Here is a 13,582-nt window from a genome sequence, read left to right on the forward strand (position 1 = left end):
AAACGAGGTTGGGGCAGGATGACTGGCAAAGGTCGCGAATTCGGCACGGGCGTGGCCGTCGGGCTGACGATCGGCTCGGCGATGCTGTGGGGCCTGGCCCACGTGGCCACCGGACGCAACCGCATCGGGTTCGCCCTCATGATGGTCTACCTGGTGCTCGTCGGGTTGATCGTCACGATGTCCACCGCGTTCAGGGGCGCGCTGCTGTCGCTGGCCGTCCAGCCCACGTGGCTGGTCATCCTCACGGTCTCCATCGCGACGGTCGCCGTCGCCTGGTCCGTCGTGATCCTCCGGTCCTTCTGGCTCGTACGGCCCAGCGGCGCGGGACACAACCTGAACCTCGCCATCGCCGGCGCCCTCTGTGTCCTGGTCATCGCGCCGAGCGCCTATGCCGCCCGCGTGGCCTACCTCTCCCACGACGTCGTGACCAGCGTGTTCTCCGCCACCAGCACCACCCCGGTGGTCGCCCAGGACCCGTGGAAGGGCCGCAGCCGGGTCAACATCCTGCTCGCCGGAGCCGACGCCGCCGCCAACCGGGTCGGCGTGCGCACCGACAGCATGACCGTCGCCAGCATCGACACCGTCACCGGCGCGACCACGCTGTTCAGCCTGCCGCGCAACCTGCAGCGGGTCCAGTTCCCCGCGGGCCCGGCCCGCGACCGCTTCCCCTACGGCTTCACCGGCGACGGCCCCGCCACTCCCGGCCTGCTCAACGAGGTCTTCCAGTACGCCGAGGACTACCCGGAGATGGTGCCGGGCGTCAAACACGGCAACCGCGGGCCGACCCTGCTCAAGGAGACGATCAGCGGCATTCTCGGCATCCCCGTCGACTACTACGCCATGGTCGACATGTTCGGCTTCGCCGAGATGATCGACGCGATGGGCGGCGTCCGAATCACCATCAAGGAGCCGATCACCTACGGCAAGTATGGCGAGGGCCTCCTGCCCGCCGGGACCCGCAAGCTGTCCGGCGAGGACGCGCTGTGGTTCGGCCGCTCCCGCACCAACAGCGACGACTACGTCCGCATGAGCCGCCAGAAGTGCCTGCTCAACGCCGTCGCCCAGCAGGCCGACCCGGTGACGCTGCTCAACAGCTTCGAGAACCTGGCCACGGCCACCAAGCGGGCCATCTCCACCGACATCCCCGCCGACCTGCTGCCCGCGCTGGTCGACCTGGGGCAGAAGGTGAAGGGCACCCACATCAGGAGCCTGCAGTTCGTGCCGCCGCTGATCAACACGGCCTATCCGGACTGGCACCTGATCAGGAAGAAGGTGTCCGAGGCGCTCGACGCCAAGAACACCGTCACCCGGCGCACCGCCACCCGCCCGGTGACGACGCCCACGCCCACCCCCTCGGACAACCCGATCTCCCTCGACGAGATCTGCTGACCGAACGCCCAGGCCCGCTGCTCGGCGAGACCAGCCGGACCGCTAGGCCCCGGCACTGCTCGGCGAGACCAGCCGGACCGGTAGGTCCCCGGGGCGGCTCGGCGAGACCAGCCAGAGCGGTAGGCCCCCTGCGCCGCTCGGCGAGGCTGGCCAGACCGATGGACCCCTGCGCCGCTCGGCGAGGTCGGCCAGACCGATGGATCCCTGCGCGGCTCGGCGAGGCCGTCCAGGCCGGTGGGCCCCTGCGCGGCTCGCGGTCAGGGCAGCGCGGCGGGCAGCCCGAAGCGCGGGAAGTGGTCGGCGCCGAGGAACGACGTGATCTCGGCGATGTGCTCGCCGCGCAGCGTCAGCACGTTGATCGACCATGCGACGTGCGCACCGGCCTGGTCGTTCCGGAGGTAGGAGCCCACGGCGGGCTGGCCGTTCGCGCCGGTCGGCAGGTGCCGCCAGGAGCCGCAGGTCAGCGGAACCCGCACGATGTGATCGGTGACGGCCTCGAGGCCGTGGTACCAGTGCGCAAGCGGCGGCATCGACCAGGTGACGTCCTCGGTGAGCAGCGCGACAAGAGCGTCGGCGTCGCCGCGTTCCATCGCGGCGGAGAACCCGGCGACGATCTCCCGCACGCGGGCGTCGCCGATCTCCCGCACCGTCCGCTGCTGAGTGCGGGAGGGAGCCTTCTCCGCGACGATCCTGCGGGCGCGCGAGAGGGCTGAGTGTGGGCGAGGTGAAGATTCCCAAGGTGGGGTGGGTGCGGTTCCGCTGGTCGCGTGCCGTGCCCGACGGGGTGAAGTCCTACCGGGTCACCCGCGATCGGGCGGGGCGCTGGCATGTCGCGTTCGCCGCCGTCCCCATGCCGATCGCCGGCCCGGGCACGGGCGCAGCGGTGGGGGTCGACCGTGGCGTGGCCGTGAGCGTGGCGCTGTCGACGGGCGAGCTGCTGAACGCGCCCGGCCTGCGGGAGACCGAAGCCGCCCGGCTGCGACGTCTGGAGCGCAAGCTGGCCCGCGCCAGGCGCGGTTCCAAGCGGCGCGGCAAGATCAAGGCCGCGATCGCGAAGCTGAAGGCGCGTGAGGCCGACCGGCGCAAGGACTGGGTGGAGAAGACCAGCACGGATCTCGCGCGACGGTTCGACGTGATCGCCGTCGAAGACCTCAACATCGGCAACATGACGCGTTCGGCACGGGGCACCGTCGAGGCGCCGGGCCGCAACGTCCGGCAGAAGGCGGGCCTGAACCGGGGCATCCTCGCCGCCGGTTGGGGCCAGCTCGTTCAGCGGCTGGAGCACAAGGCTCCCGACCGCGTCCGGAAGATCGACCCGTGTTACACGTCGCAGACCTGCAATGCCTGCAAGCATGTCGCCAGGGAGAGTCGCGAGAGTCAAGCTCTCTTCCTGTGTGTGGCCTGCGGGTGGCTGGACCACGCCGACGTGAACGCGGCCAAGAACATGCGTGATACCGCCGCAGGGCATGCGGTGGCTGCGCGGGGACGCTCCGGGTTGCCGGAGCGGATGAACCGCGAACCTCAACCTGACCTCCTGCCAGCGTAGGAACGGGTTGGAATCCCCCTTGTTCATGAGGGGGAGGATGTCAAAGCGACGATTCTGCCCCACGGCGGGAGTCTCCACTTCGACCGACGACGACCGTCCCGCGAGGAGAATCCCCATGACATCGACGCCCGCGGGAGGGACCACGACCTTCACGGGAGGCATTCCCACCATGACCGGAACAGACCTGAAAGCCGATCTCCACCGATACCTGCAGGAGGCCCGCGAGGCGCTGCTGTGGAAGCTGGACGGGCTCTCGGAGTACGACCTACGCCGCCCGATGACGCCGACCGGCACCAACCTGCTGGGGCTGGTCAAGCACCTGGCCACGGTCGAGCTGCTGTATCTGGGCTACGTGTTCGACCGGCACTTCGCCGAGCCGGTGCCGTGGTTCGGCCAGGACGCCGAACCCGACTCGGACCTGTGGGCCACCGCCGACCAGTCCCGCGAGTACATCGTCGGCCTGTACCGACGCTCGTGGAAACACTCGGACGCCACCATCCAGGCGCTCGGGCTGGACGCGACCGGCCACGTGGAGTGGTGGCCCCAGGACGGGGGCAAGGCGACGCTGCACCGGGTCCTGGTCCATCTCATCGCCGAGACCCACCGGCACGCCGGGCACGCCGACATCGTGAGGGAGCTGGTCGACGGGGCCATCGGAAGGATGGACGGCGACGAGCGCATCGCCCACGGAGACCAGGCGTGGTGGAAGCACCACCGCGACCGCCTGGAGCGGGCGGCGCGGGAGGCCGCCCAGAGCTGACCCCCGCGCCGGCCCTACCCCCGTCTTCTCACCAGAGTTGGGCAACAACGCGTCTTGGTGCCGCTCGCTGTGCCATTCTGAACTGGTAACGGTTTTCATCTCCAGATTGGACGGCCAGCATGAGAGTGGCGTTCGTCGGCAAGGGGGGCAGCGGCAAGACCACCGTGTCCGCGCTGTTCTCGAGGTTCGTGGCGAGTCAGGGCGACCCGGTGGTGGCCGTCGACGCCGACATCAACCAGCACCTGGCGCCGGCCCTCGGCCTGGAGGAGACGCCCGAGCCGCTCGGCGCGCGGCTGACCGAGATCAAGGAGTGGCTGCGCGGCTCCAACCCGCTCATCCCCTCCGCCGAGGCGATGGTCAAGACCACCCCGCCGGGGCGCGGCTCGCGGATCTTGCGGTTCGGCGACCTGCCGTACACGGTGCGGACGCCGGAAGGGCCGCGCCTCATGGTCACCGGCCCGTTCAGCGAGGACGACCTCGGCGTCGCCTGCTACCACTCCAAGGTCGGCGCGGTGGAGCTGCTGCTCAACCACCTGGTCGACGGCCACGGCGAGTACGTCGTGGTGGACATGACGGCGGGGGCGGACTCCTTCGCCTCCGGCCTGTTCACCAGGTTCGACCTGACGCTCCTGGTGGCCGAACCGACCAGGCAGGGCGTGAGCGTCTACCGGCAGTACAAGGACTACGCCGCCGCCTACGACGTGCCGATCGCGGTGGTGGGCAACAAGATCCACGGCCCCGGCGATGTGGAGTTCCTGCGCGAGCACGTCGGCGACGACCTGCTGACCTGGATGGAGCACTCCGCCGCGGTCCGCGCCATGGAGCAGGGCCGCCCCTTCACCCTCGACGACCTGGAGCCGGCCACCGCCGAGGCCCTGTCAATGCTGGTCAAGCAGGTCGACGCGCGGGAGAAGGACTGGGCGAGGTTCGGCCGCCAGGCGGTGGAGTTCCACCTGCGCAACGCCCGCGCGTGGGCCAACGAGCGCACCGGCCTCGACCTCGCCGACCAGATCGACCCCGGCTTCGTGTACGGCCCTGCGGCACTCGACTGTCGCCTTCACGCCATCTAGAGCACATCCGCGACCACACCTAACGTCCGAAGAGTTCCCTTGGAGAGGAGACAGCATGTCGCTGACCGTTCCGAACGATCTTCTCGAGCAGGCCAGACAAGGAGAGATCGACGACGCGGCGTTCATCGCCTGCGTCCGCGACTCCCTGCCCTACGCCTGGTCGATGATCAGCGAGCTGGTCAAGCAGCGTGAGCACACCGGAGCCGAGTTCGCCGACAACCACACCCCGCCGCCCGACGAGCAGGCCCGCGGCCAGCTCCTGCGCTGCCTGGCCAGCGACGCGATGCGCGGCGCCCTGGAGCGTCACTTCGGGGTACGGCTGGCCTTCCAGAACTGCCACAGGGTCGCGGTGTTCGACCCGGCCGCTACCGCCGCGCTGCGCGACTTCGTGACCCCGCGGGCGCAGATCCTCAACCAGGAGCCTGAGCTCGTCGACTGCTGATCCTCGGCAGCACGTCGGCGCCGAGCCGGCTGATGTTCTCGAGGGTGCGGGAGCTGTCTCCCGCGCCCTCGACCATCAGGATCAGGTGCTCGATCCCCGTCGCCGCCCGCGTGCGCTCGATCGTGGCCACGCAGTGGTCGGCGTCGCCCACCGGATGCGTGCCGGTCAGGAAGTCGACGTAGTGCCCGATGTCGCGCGAGGGGCGGGCCCGGCCGTCCACGGGCACGTAGCCGGCCAGGCCGGGCTCCAGCCACCGCGGCATCGTCTTCCTGAGCGTGTGGACGGCCTCGTCCGTCGTGTCGGCCACGTGCCCGACCGCCGCCGCCACATGGCCTGCCTTCGGTCCGCCCGCCGCCTCGTAGGCCGCGACGGCCGCCGCCTTCTCCTCGTCGCCCACATGCATCCCCAGCAGCATCGGCAGCCCCCGCTCGGCCGCCAGCCGCGTCGTCTCCGCCGAGGTGCAGGCAACGACGGGCGTCATCCGCGCCGGCGGCACCATCGCCACCTCGCGGAAGGAGAAGAACTCCCCCTCGGCGGCGACCCTGTCGCGTGACAGCGCCGCGCACAGCACGTCGAGCGATTCGGCGAACCCCCGCTCGAACCTGGGCAGGCCCGTCCCGAACACCTCCAGGTCGACCCACGGCCCTCCCCTGCCCACGCCCAGCGTGAAGCGCCCGCCCGACAGGTGGTGCAGCATCGCCGCCTCCTCGGCCAGCGCGACGGGATGGCGGGTGGACAGCACGCTCACCGCGGTGCCGACGCCGATCCTGCTGGTCCTGCCCAGCGCCATCGCCGCGAACGCGACGGCCGACGGGCACACGCCGTACGACATGAAGTGGTGCTCGGCGATCCACACGTCGTCGAAGCCCGCCTCCTCGGCGGCCTCGACGGCCTTGAGCGCGTCGCCCAGCACCTGGGCGGGCCGCTGCCCGGGGAAGGCCGCCGCGACGAGGAACACGCCCATCCGCATGCCCCGATTGTGGGCCGCGGGGGCTCAGCCGAACAGGGAGATCTGCCCCTCGCCGACCGCCGCGTCCCTGTGCTTCTTCAGGTGCCGCCATCGTGGCAGGTCATCCAGGTAGGACCAGGACAGGCGGTGGTGCGGGGTGGGGCCGAGCTCGGCCAGCGCGGCCTGGTGGACGGGGGAGGGATAGCCCGCGTTCTCGGCGAAGCCGTACTCGTCGCAGCCGAGGGTGGCCATGTGGGCGTCGCGCCTGACCTTGGCCAGCACCGACGCCGCGGCCACCGAGATGCTCGCCTGGTCGCCCTTGACCTCCAGGCGGACGGGCCACGGCGAGCCGATGTAGTCGTGGGAGCCGTCGAGGATCACCACGTCGGGCCGCACGGGAAGGGCGTCGAGCGCCTGCCGCGCCGCCCTGCGCAGCGCCTCGGTCATGCCGAGCGCGTCGATCTCCTCGTGGGAGGCCTCGCCGTACGCGATGCCCTTCGCCCATCGCTCCAGCTCGGGCGCCAGCGCGCCGCGGCGGGCGGCCGACAGCTGCTTGGAGTCGGTCAGCCCGCCGGGCGGCTCGGACAGGTCGGTGACGACCGCGCACACCAGGACGGGGCCCGCCCACGCGCCACGGCCGACCTCGTCGATGCCCGCGACGATCTTTCCGCGCGCGCCGGCGAGCAGGGTCTCGATCTCGTACGTCGGAGCCACGGCACCGAAGGCTACCGGTGCGCCAGCCTGACCGGCTCCAGATCGGCGGCCAGATAGCGGGAGGCGACGTGGATCGCCCGCAGCGTCACCGACACCGAGGGCCGGTTGACGCTGGATCTCCTGGCGACGGCGAGCACGTCGCGGCCCACGGGAGAGCCGGGGAACTCCCTGACCGCGATGCCCCGCACCCCGGCCGCCAGGGCGAGGGCGGGCACGGCGGCGATGCCGATGCCCTTGGCCACGAGGGAGAGGATCGTGCCCAGGCCCTCGAACTCCCACGGTGTCGGCCGCGCCCCGCCCACGTCGGCGAACAGCCGGTCCACGGCCAGGCGGGACGGCTCGCCGTCGGGGGTGGCCATCCACGGTTCGTCACGCAGCTCCCGCAGGTCGATCGGCACGTCGGTGTCGGCCAGGCGGTGCCTGCGCGGGACGACCAGGACCAGCGGGTCGTGCAGCAGGGGGAAGACCCGCAGGGACTCGCTGTCGCGCGCCCTGCCGTACCAGTCGTCGACGAGGGCGATGTCGACCTCGCCCGACTGCACCTCGCGCATGCCGCGCCCGGAGCGGGATTGCCCGAGCTTGATGGTCAGGCCCGTGTGGCGGCGCAGCGAGCGCGCCAGCACGGGCGCGAAGGCGACGGCGGCCGTCGGGAAGGCGGTGAGCACCACGCGGCCGGCGGGGGTGCCCGCCTGCGCGGACAGGTCGGACTCTGCCTCCTCGACCATCGTGAGGATGCGCTCGGCATGCGCGACCAGGCGGCGGCCCGCGTCGGTCAGCTCCGCGCTGCGGGCGGTGCGGTCGAGCAGCGCGGTGCCCGCCTCGCGCTCCAGCGCGGCCAGTTGCTGCGAGACGGCCGAGGGACTGTATCCCAGCGACTCGGCGGTCGCGGCGATACTGCCCCGCCTGGCGAACTCGCAGATCACAACAAGACGCCGCAAATCGAGCATCGGACTTCCTTATGCCTACCCATGAAAAGCCTCGCTTGTGCTGATGCCTTCATACAACCAGGCTGGGAACGTGACAAACATGAATGTGACGCTCTCCGCCACCCTGGCGGGCAACGAAGAGATCGAGCGAAGACGACGCGCCGGGGAACGCGTGCTGCACCTGGCCTTCGGTGAGGCAGGTCTGCCCGTGCACCCGGCGCTGCGGGACAAGCTGGTCGCCGCCTCCGACCGCAACGGCTACGGGCCGGTCGCGGGGGCTGCGGAGCTACGCGAAGCGGCGGCGGGTTACTGGACTCGACGGGGGCTCGTCACCGATCCCGGCCGCGTCGTCTGCGGCCCCGGCAGCAAGCCGCTGCTGTACGCCCTGCAACTGGCCATCGGCGGCGACATCGTGTTGCCCATGCCGAGCTGGGTCAGCTACGCGGCGCAGGCCGACCTGGTCGGCTCGCGGCCGATCCTGGTCCCGGCGCCCCCCGGCGAGGGTGGGGCGCCCGATCCCGACCGCGTCGCGTCCGCCGTCCTGCACGCCCGAGCGCAGGGCAGAACCGTGCGCTCCGTGCTAGTAACGATGCCCGACAACCCCACGGGCAGGCTGGCGTCGCCGCGGACCATCGGCCGGCTGGTCGAGGTCGCCCGCGAGCTCGACCTCGTGATCATCTCCGACGAGATCTACCGCGACCTCGTCCATGACGTCACGACCCCGTTCCTGTCACCCGCCGACCTGGCCCCCGAGCGCACGGTCATCACCACCGGGCTGAGCAAGAGCCTGGCGCTCGGCGGCTGGCGCATCGGCGTCGCCCGGCTCCCCGACGGCCCGCGCGGCCTGCTCGACTCCCTCCTGGCCATCGCCAGCGAGATCTGGTCGGCGCCCGCCGCTCCCGTCCAGCAGGCGGCCGCCTACGCCTTCACCGAGCCCGCCGAGCTGGTCGAGCGCGTGGCGCGCAGCAGGCGACTGCACAGCGTGGTCGTGAACGCGGTCCACGCCGCGTTCGTCGAGGCCGGGGCCACCGTCCCCGCCCCGCAGGGCGGTTTCTACCTCTACCCCGACCTCGGCTACCTGAGGGCCGGCGGCTCGGCGGAGGTCACCAAGCTGCTCATCGAGGACCACGGCATCGGCGTCCTGCCCGGACACGCCTTCGGCGACGACCCGTCGGCCGCCAGGGTGCGCGTCGCCACCAGCCTCCTGTACGGCGAGAGCCAGGACGAGCGCCTGGCCGCGCTCACCGCCTCCGACCCTCTCTCGATGCCGTGGATCGCGGCCAACCTGGACCACCTCAAGAGGGGTCTGCACGACCTGTCCGTCCAGCGGAGAACGGCCGGGAGAACCCCGCGCCGCACCCTGGTCAGGACGCCTGCGAACGGCCCTGTGAACGGGTAGGCATCGGTTTGGCAAACTTTGCCCCAGAGGCCGGTCGGACACCCCTACGATCAGGCCTCTGACCTGGGGAAACGCGCACATTGCAGAAACCTGCAAAAGATAGCGCGTGAGTCCTGGTACCTCCTGCGGCGTGCAAGCCCCATCATGTGCTCATGCCCGCTTTTGTCACCCTGTCCGGGCGCCTCGTGCGCCTGGAACCTCTCAGCCTCGCGGCGGTCGATGACCTCGTCGCCGCGGCGAGTGAAGACCGCTCCACGTATGCCTTCACTCGTGTTCCCGATGGGCGGGAAGAGATGGTCTCCTATGTGGAGGCCGCCCTGGCTGAGCAGGCGGAAGGCCGGACGATGCCTTTCGCCATCCGGTGGCTGCACACCGACCGCGTGGTCGGTGCCACCCGTCTCATGCACCTGGAGTATTGGCAGGGCCCCATGCCCTGGCCTCCGGGCTCACGTGGCGTGGTGGGCGAGATCCCTTCGGTTGCCGACATCGGCTACACCTGGCTCGCCGCTTCGGCGCAGGGCACGGGTGTGAACAGGGAGAGCAAGTTCATGATGCTCTCGCTGGCCTTCGACACCTGGGGCGTCCACCGCATCACCCTCAAGGCAGACGTACGTAATACGCGATCAAGGGCCGCCATCGAGGCTCTCGGCGCACACCTGGACGGTGTGCGACGGGCAGAGAGCCGAGGCGCCGACGATACGGTCCGAGATACCGCGTACTACTCGATCCTCGGCTCGGAATGGCCGATGGTTCGAGAACGGATGTGCCAGAGACTCGGTCTCGTCGAAGCCGCCGCCTAAGCACGTTCCTACGAAGAATCCGGACACGAAGGCCCTGCCCGCTATGTCGGGCAGGGCCTGGTGTTCTTTTCGGCCGGAAAGGCATGGCCGCCCCCGTTGAACTTGGGCCATGCCCTTGTGACATTCAGGATGCCGCGACACGCTTAACACCGGATCAAAGCGCAATCAATGAAATGGCCACCTCCGGGCAACTAGTATTTGGTAGCAAAATGGCCCATTGCGTTGGAGACTGTTGAGCATGGCTGGTGAGGGGCTGCGGTTCGCCGTGCTCGGGCCCGTCCGCGCGTGGCGCGATGGCGACGAAATCGATCTCGGTACACCGCTTCAGCGATCGATCCTCGCGATGCTCCTCCTGCGGGAAGGGCGTGCGATCACGCCCACCGAAATGATCGACGCGGTGTGGGGAGAGGAAGCCCCGCCGCGCGCTCTCGGCGCGCTGCGCACCTACGTCTCGCGGCTGCGCACGGTGCTGGAGCCCGACCGCTCGCCCCGCTCGCGCCCCGAGCTGCTCACCTCGGTCGGCAAGGGCTACGCCCTGCGCACCGCCTCCCTCGACCTGACCCTGTTCGAGCGCGGCGTCCAGGAGGCCGAGACGCTGCGCAAGAAGGGCAGCGCCGGCGCCGCCGCCGAGAGCCTGCGCGCCGCCCTCGCGCTGTGGGAGGGCGAGCCGCTGGCCGGAGCCGTCGGCCCCTACGCCGAGCACCAGCGCGACCGGCTGGTCGAGCGCCGCATCACCACCGTCGAACTGCTCATGGACCTCGACCTCGAGCTCGGCAGGCACGCCGCGGTCGTCTCCGAGCTGATCGCGCTCACCGCCGACCATCCCCTGCGTGAACGGCTGCGCGCCCAGCTCATGCTGGCCTACTACCGCTGCGGACGGCAGGGCGATGCGCTGGCGGTCTTCACCGACACCCGCCATGCGCTCGTCGAGGAGCTGGGCGTCGAGCCGGGCCCCGAGCTGACCGTGCTGCACCACAAGATCCTCGCCGCCGACCCCAGCCTGATGGCCGCGCCCATCACCGACACCGTGGCCGACGGCCCGGCGAGCACCGCCGACGCCACTGAGAGCGCCGACGAGCACGAGCTGCCCCGCCCCGCGCAGCTGCCCGCCGCCGTCAACGACTTCACCGGACGCCGCCCGCTCGTCGCCAGGCTGCGCACGCTGCTGTCGGCGCAGGCCTCGGCCGAGGGCGTGCCCGTCGCGGCCATCTGCGGCATCGGCGGCGTCGGCAAGACCACGCTCGCCGTCCACGTCGCGCACGCCTGCGACGACCTGTTCCCCGACGGCCAGCTCTATGTCGACCTGCGCGGCGTCACCGACGAGGCCATCGCGCCCGAGTCCGCGCTGGGAGCGTTCCTGCGCGCGCTCGGCATCCCCCCTGACGTCATCCCCGAGGGGCTGCCCGAGCGGGCCGCGCTCTACCGCTCGCTGCTGGCCGACCGGCGCATCCTGGTGCTGCTGGACAACGCCCGCGACAGCCGCCAGGTCAGCCACCTGCTGCCCGGCTCGCCCGGCTGCGCGGCGATCGTCACCAGCAGGGGGAAACTGGCCGACCTGCCGTCGGCCAAGCTGATCGACCTCGACGTCATGGAACCCGACGAGGCGCTGTCGCTGTTCACCGCCGTCGCCGGGCCCGATCGGGTGGCCGCCGAGCGCGGCGCGGCGATGGACGTGGTGGCCGCGTGCGGGTTCCTGCCGCTGGCCGTACGGATCGTGGCGGCGCGGCTGGCGGCGCGGCCCTCGTGGACCGTCGCCTCGCTGGTGCCGCGGCTGGCCGACGAGCAGCGCCGCCTCGACGAGCTGCGGGTCGGCGACCTGGCCGTGGAGGCCACCTTCGCCCTCGGGTACGGCCAGCTCGACGCCGCCCAGGCGCGGGCGTTCCGGCTGCTCAGCCTGCCGAACGGGCCCGACATCTCGATCGGTGCGGCGGCCGCCGTCCTGTCGTCGCCGACGCTGGAGACGGAGGACCTGCTGGAGTCGCTGGTCGACGCCAGCCTGCTGGAGGCGCCCGCCCCCGGCCGCTACCGCTTCCACGACCTGCTCAAGCTCTTCGCCCGGCGCATCCTCGACAAGACCGAACGCCCGCAGGCCCGGACACTGGCGCTGCGCCGGCTGCTCGGCTTCTACCTGGCCTGCGCGCAGTCGGCGCACCGGCTCGCCTACGAGGGCAGCATGATTCCCGACAACCTCGTCGTGGTGGGCAGCGGGCGCACGTTCGCCTCGGCCGACGACGCCGTCGCCTGGCTCGTCGCCGAGGGCGACGCGCTGTTCGCGGTGATCGGCCAGGCCGCGGAGTCGTGCCGTACCGCCGAGCAGTTGCTGCCCGCGGCCGACCTGCTCGTCGCGATGGAGCCGCTGCTGGAGTCGGGCACGCACGCCCGCGAGTTCGACCTGGCCACCAGGGCGGTGCTGGCCACCGCGCGGACGATCGACGACCCGGCCGGCGAGCTGCGCGCCCGCTACGTCCTCGGCCGCGTGCTGTTCGGCGCCAACCGGCTGACCGAATCGGAGCAGCAGTTCCGGCTCGTGCTCGACCTGTCGACCGCCCGCGGCGAGCGCGTCGTCATGGGCGAGGTGCTCAACGCGCTCGCCGTCGTCACCGGACGGCAGCGCCGCCACCACGAGGCGCTCGGCTGGTTCGACTCGGCCACCGCGTTCTACCGGGACAACGGCGTGGCGGCGGGCGAGGCGCTGGTGCTCAGCTACTCCGCCCGCGACCATCTCGGCCTCGGCAAACCCGACGACGCGATCGCCGCCGCCGAGAAGGGCCTGGCCATCTTCACCGAGCTCGGCAGCGGCGCCGGCACCGCCCGCGCCCGCTACCACCTCGGCATCGTGCTGTCGCGCGTCGGGCGGCTCAACGAGGCCGTCCACCACCACGCCGAGTGCCTGGCCTTCTTCAGGTCCAGCAAGCAGCGGGTGTGGGAGCAGCGGGTGTGCGCCAGGCTGGCCGAGACGTTCATCGCCGCCGAGCGCTTCTCCGACGCGGTGCGTCATGCGGAGCAGGCGCTGGCGGTCAGCCGCGAGATCGGCCACCCGTACGGCGAAGGCCTCTCGCTCGCGGTGCTCGGCAAGGCGCTGCACGGCATGGGCAACGCCGCGAGGAGCGTCGACTGCCTACGCCAGGCCCTCGACATCTTCACCAGGCTCGGCGCTCCCGAGGCCGGCGACCTCGGGGCTTTCCTCTCCGGGGTCGTCTCCGTCGAGTCCTAAATACAGCTCGTCGTCCAGACGTGTCATCCACACATGGTTGATCAAGGCTGGTCTCTTTCCGGGGTGCGGTGTGTGTGGGCCCGACCGGCCGTCTGACCGCCACGCTTCGCTAGGGGGCCCGGTTATCCGGATGCTCCACGTGACAGCTAGCCGCCTCACAACGACGGCCGGTCGGGCGACACACCCCGTCTCCTACGGAACCCCCCGGGGTGTGTCCACTCTCCGAGGGTGCGGGGTCACGCATGCAAACCAATCAACGCCGGATCAACCATCCCTCACCGACCCTCGGCCACCCGACCCCACCCGACACCGGCCCCTCGGCCATCCGACCTTCGACCACCCGACCTTCGGCACGGAGACTGACGGGGGCACG

11 protein-coding genes and 1 pseudogene are annotated in these 13,582 nt (G+C 71.1%); 8 read left to right on the forward strand and 4 right to left on the reverse strand.

The window, feature by feature from the left end; all coding sequences use genetic code 11:
* The first annotated feature begins 18 nt into the window (after positions 1-18).
* A complete protein-coding gene (locus ACFXJ8_RS18410; RefSeq protein ID WP_379645099.1) occupies positions 19-1,389 on the forward strand; it encodes an LCP family protein in 1,371 nt (456 codons plus the stop codon).
* Between the two features lie 257 nt (positions 1,390-1,646).
* Here ACFXJ8_RS18410 and ACFXJ8_RS18415 read toward each other — a convergent pair whose 3' ends face one another.
* The gene (locus ACFXJ8_RS18415) at positions 1,647-2,036 is read right to left on the reverse strand and encodes a nuclear transport factor 2 family protein (protein ID WP_379645100.1); all 390 of its coding nucleotides are present in this window, start codon (positions 2,034-2,036) and stop codon (positions 1,647-1,649) included.
* A gap of 59 nt (positions 2,037-2,095) precedes the next feature.
* Between ACFXJ8_RS18415 and ACFXJ8_RS18420 the strand changes: the two are divergent.
* The 4 genes and pseudogenes from ACFXJ8_RS18420 to ACFXJ8_RS18435 form a co-directional block, all read left to right on the forward strand.
* Positions 2,096-2,935, forward strand: a pseudogene (locus ACFXJ8_RS18420) (RNA-guided endonuclease InsQ/TnpB family protein); the annotation flags it as partial.
* A 115-nt stretch (positions 2,936-3,050) separates the two neighbouring features.
* A complete protein-coding gene (locus ACFXJ8_RS18425) occupies positions 3,051-3,695 on the forward strand; it encodes a DinB family protein (RefSeq protein WP_379645101.1) in 645 nt (214 codons plus the stop codon).
* 119 nt (positions 3,696-3,814) lie between these two features.
* Positions 3,815-4,765, forward strand: a complete 951-nt coding sequence (locus ACFXJ8_RS18430) for an ATP-binding protein (protein WP_379645102.1) — start codon at positions 3,815-3,817, stop codon at positions 4,763-4,765.
* Between the two features lie 55 nt (positions 4,766-4,820).
* Positions 4,821-5,207, forward strand: coding sequence for an SCO5389 family protein (locus ACFXJ8_RS18435; protein WP_379645103.1), 387 nt, complete (start codon positions 4,821-4,823; stop codon positions 5,205-5,207).
* On the opposite strand, the gene ACFXJ8_RS18440 is transcribed toward ACFXJ8_RS18435, so the two are convergent.
* From ACFXJ8_RS18440 to ACFXJ8_RS18450, 3 genes are read right to left on the reverse strand one after another with little or no spacing between them, the layout of a single operon-like run.
* Complete coding sequence (locus ACFXJ8_RS18440) at positions 5,176-6,177, reverse strand: LLM class flavin-dependent oxidoreductase (protein WP_379645104.1); 1,002 nt, start codon at positions 6,175-6,177, stop codon at positions 5,176-5,178. The genes ACFXJ8_RS18435 and ACFXJ8_RS18440 overlap by 32 nt on opposite strands.
* A 24-nt stretch (positions 6,178-6,201) precedes the next feature.
* Positions 6,202-6,870, reverse strand: coding sequence for a ribonuclease HII (locus ACFXJ8_RS18445; protein WP_379645105.1), 669 nt, complete (start codon positions 6,868-6,870; stop codon positions 6,202-6,204).
* 11 nt (positions 6,871-6,881) lie between these two features.
* Complete coding sequence (locus tag ACFXJ8_RS18450; RefSeq protein WP_379645106.1) at positions 6,882-7,817, reverse strand: LysR family transcriptional regulator; 936 nt, start codon at positions 7,815-7,817, stop codon at positions 6,882-6,884.
* A gap of 79 nt (positions 7,818-7,896) precedes the next feature.
* Between ACFXJ8_RS18450 and ACFXJ8_RS18455 the strand changes: the two genes are divergently transcribed.
* From ACFXJ8_RS18455 to ACFXJ8_RS18465, 3 genes are all read left to right on the forward strand, one after another.
* A complete protein-coding gene (locus tag ACFXJ8_RS18455; protein ID WP_379645145.1) occupies positions 7,897-9,195 on the forward strand; it encodes a pyridoxal phosphate-dependent aminotransferase in 1,299 nt (432 codons plus the stop codon).
* Positions 9,196-9,347: 152 nt separating this feature from the next.
* Positions 9,348-9,995 carry a GNAT family N-acetyltransferase gene (locus ACFXJ8_RS18460; protein ID WP_379645107.1) on the forward strand — a complete coding sequence of 216 codons (648 nt, stop codon included), beginning with the start codon at positions 9,348-9,350 and terminating at the stop codon, positions 9,993-9,995.
* A gap of 238 nt (positions 9,996-10,233) precedes the next feature.
* Positions 10,234-13,209, forward strand: coding sequence for a BTAD domain-containing putative transcriptional regulator (locus ACFXJ8_RS18465; RefSeq protein WP_379645108.1), 2,976 nt, complete (start codon positions 10,234-10,236; stop codon positions 13,207-13,209).
* Positions 13,210-13,582 lie beyond the last annotated feature (373 nt).

Origin of the sequence: Nonomuraea sp. NPDC059194, from assembly GCF_042754765.1 — a bacterium.
In the GTDB taxonomy this organism is placed as follows: Bacteria; Actinomycetota; Actinomycetes; order Streptosporangiales; family Streptosporangiaceae; genus Nonomuraea.